This window comes from Mesorhizobium sp. M1E.F.Ca.ET.063.01.1.1, from assembly GCF_003998155.1.
In the GTDB taxonomy this organism is placed as follows: Bacteria; Pseudomonadota; Alphaproteobacteria; order Rhizobiales; family Rhizobiaceae; genus Mesorhizobium.
Window position 1 is genome coordinate 1 of record NZ_RZSC01000715.1, and the last position, 2979, is coordinate 2979.

The 2979-nt window shown below is 64.6% G+C and carries 4 protein-coding genes; all 4 read left to right on the forward strand.

Going from position 1 to position 2979, the window contains the following annotated elements:
* A partial coding sequence (locus EOA29_RS31105) for a ubiquinol-cytochrome C chaperone family protein (protein WP_127222070.1) occupies positions 1–375 on the forward strand: 375 nt, incomplete at its 5' end.
* An 11-nt stretch (positions 376–386) separates the two neighbouring features.
* On the forward strand, positions 387–935 hold the full coding sequence (locus EOA29_RS31110; protein WP_126094221.1) for a DUF177 domain-containing protein: 549 nt from the start codon (positions 387–389) through the stop codon (positions 933–935).
* 130 nt (positions 936–1065) lie between these two features.
* Positions 1066–2136, forward strand: coding sequence for a phosphate acyltransferase PlsX (gene plsX / locus EOA29_RS31115; protein WP_126094220.1), 1071 nt, complete (start codon positions 1066–1068; stop codon positions 2134–2136).
* A 9-nt stretch (positions 2137–2145) separates the two neighbouring features.
* Positions 2146–2979, forward strand: an 834-nt coding sequence (locus EOA29_RS31120; protein ID WP_145969897.1) for a beta-ketoacyl-ACP synthase III, incomplete at its 3' end; no start/stop codon positions are given.

Here is a 2979-nt window from a genome sequence, read left to right on the forward strand (position 1 = left end):
TTCCAGCACAGGCTGCGCGGGGAAGGCGGTGCTGCCGCCGAGATCGCTCAGGTGTTGATCGACGAGTTCTTCCTGGATGTCGAGCATTCGCTCAGGGAACTCGGCATCAGCGATGTCGGCGTGCCGAAGCGCATGAAGAAGTTGGCAAGGATGTTTTACGGCCGCACCGCGGCTTATGACCACGCCTTGCGGGACGACGACCGGGTGGCCCTTGCCGCGGCGCTCGCCCGTAATGTCAGGCCCGATGTCGGCGAGTGGCCGGAGGCGCCGCTGCTGGCGAGCTATGTTTCCGAAGCGTCCCGGCAGCTTGCCATGCAGCCGACCGAATCGATCGTGGCCGGCACCGTGGCGTTCCCGGTCGCCGGAGCCGCGTGAAGGAGGCGAGAATGAAACACGCCAAACCGGAAAGCCCCGTATCTTTCGTCGCCAACGTCGCCCGTCTGCCGCAGAAGGGCTTGCCGGTTTTGATCGAAGCCGACGAGCGGCAGCGCGCGGCGCTTGCCGCGAAATACGATCTGCTCTCGGTCGAGCGCTACCGCGCCGAGCTCCTGGTGGCGTCCTGGAAACGCAACGGCGTCAAGGTCAGCGGTCGCGTCGAGGCCGACATCACCCAGGCCTGCATCGTCACCCTCGATCCGGTCGCAGCCCATATCGACGAGCCCGTCGAGGCGCTGTTCCTGCCTGAGCAGTCGAAGCTCGGGCGCGAGGGGTTCGAGGGCGGCGGCGAAATCGTCCTCGACGCGGACGGGCCTGACAGTCCCGAAACTTTTTCCGGCGACACCATTGATGTCGGCGCGCTTGCCGAGCAGTTTTTCGGCCTGGCGATCGACCCTTATCCGCGCAAGCCCGGAGCCTCGCTGGACACCGCGGGCGACGATCCTTCGGAAGAAAGCGAATTCCAGAAAAAGCTGCGTTCGCTGCTCGGAAAATCCTGAAGGCGGCCCGGATTTTGGAAAAGTTGGTTGTGCGGCAGCCCAAAACCGCTATTTTCGCCGAACCTTCGCGAGCCCCCTTACCTCGGCAGGCGTCCGCCGCTAGCCAGGCAAACCGTGAGAAAAACACCGAGTGATCAGGATTTCCATCGATGCCATGGGCGGCGATCACGGACCAGGCATTGTCATCCCTGCGCTGATGACGGTCGCCATCCGCCGCCCTGACATCCGCTTCGTCATCTATGGCCGCGAGGACGCCGTTCGTCCCGAACTGGCCAAGTTTCCAAAACTGGCCGAGGTCAGCGAGTTCGTCCATTGCGAGATCGCGGTGAGGATGGACGACAAGCCGAGCCAGGCGCTGCGCCATGGCCGCTGGAAATCATCGATGTGGAAGGCGGTCGAGGCGGTGAAGAATGGCGCCGCGCAGGCCTGCATCTCGGCCGGCAATACCGGCGCGCTGATGGCGATGTCGAAATTCTGCCTGCGCACCATGGCCACCATCGACCGCCCGGCGATCGCTGCGCTTTGGCCGACGACGCGCGGCGAGAGCGTGGTGCTCGATGTCGGCGCCACCATTGGCGCGGACGCGCATCAGCTCGTCGATTTCGCCATCCTGGGCACCGGCATGGCGCGTTCGGTGTTCGGCATCGAGCGGCCGAGCGTCGGCCTGCTCAATGTCGGCGTCGAGGAGATCAAGGGCCAGGAGGAGGTCAAGGAGGCGGGACGCATGCTGCGTGAGGCCAACATGGCCTCGATGAACTATCGTGGCTTCGTCGAGGGCGACGATATCGGCAAGGGCACGGCCGACGTGGTCGTCACCGAGGGCTTTGCCGGCAACATCGCGCTCAAGACCGCGGAGGGCACGGCAAGGCAGATCGCGGGCTACCTCCGCGCCGCCATGGGCCGCACGCTGATGGCCAGGATCGGTTATGTCTTCGCCAAGGGCGCCTTCGACCGGCTGCGCGAGAAGATGGATGTCGGCCGCTCCAATGGCGGCGTCTTCCTGGGCTTGAACGGTATCGTCGTGAAGAGCCACGGCGGCGCCGATTCGGACGGCTTCGCGGCGGCGATCGAGCTCGGCTACGATATGGTGCGCAACAATCTGCTTGACCGGATCGAGGCCGATCTCGATCTGTTCCATGCGCGCAATCCGAATGCCCAGGCAAACAGGAAATCCGGTGTCGCCGTCGACGCCGAGGAATAGGAACGAACCTTGATCAGATCAGTCGTGCGCGGCAACGGTGCCGCGCTGCCCCGCCGCATCATGAAGAATGCCGACTTCGAAGGCATGGTCGAGACCTCCGATGAGTGGATCGTCCAGCGCACCGGCATCCGCCAGCGCCATGTCGCGGCCGATGACGAGACGACGGCTTCGCTGGGCGAGGCGGCTGCGCGCGCCGCGCTCGACAGCGCCGGTTTGACGCCGGCCGATATCGACCTGATCGTGCTGGCGACATCGACGCCCAACAACACTTTCCCCGCGACCGCCGTCGAGATCCAGAACCGGCTCGGCATGCATCACGGCTTTGCCTTCGACATGCAGGCCGTGTGCTCCGGTTTCGTCTATGCTGTTGCCACCGCCGACCTCTATATCCGCGGCGGCCTCGCGAAACGCGTGCTGGTCATCGGCTCGGAAACCTTTTCGCGCATCCTCGACTGGAACGACCGCTCGACCTGCGTGCTCTTCGGCGACGGCGCCGGAGCGGTGGTGCTCGAGGCAGCGGAGGGGGAGGGCAGCATCGCCGATCGCGGCGTGCTGGCTGCGAGCCTGCGCTCGGATGGCGTCCATAAGGACAAACTCTTCGTCGATGGCGGCCCATCGACCACGGGCATGGTCGGCCATCTCAGGATGGAAGGCCGCGAGGTATTCAAGCACGCGGTCGGCATGATCACCGATGTCATCGAGGCGACCTTCGCCGAGGCCGGCATCACGGCGCAAGACCTCGACTGGTTCGTGCCGCATCAGGCCAATAAACGGATCATTGACGCTTCCGCCAAGAAGCTCGGGATAGCCGAACAAAAAGTGGTGGTCACCGTCGATTTGCAC

Bases quoted from the DNA above. Each gene is read 5' to 3' on its own strand.
- EOA29_RS31110 (WP_126094221.1), top strand. From the start codon at position 387: ATGAAACACGCCAAACCGGAAAGCCCCGTATCTTTCGTCGCCAACGTC.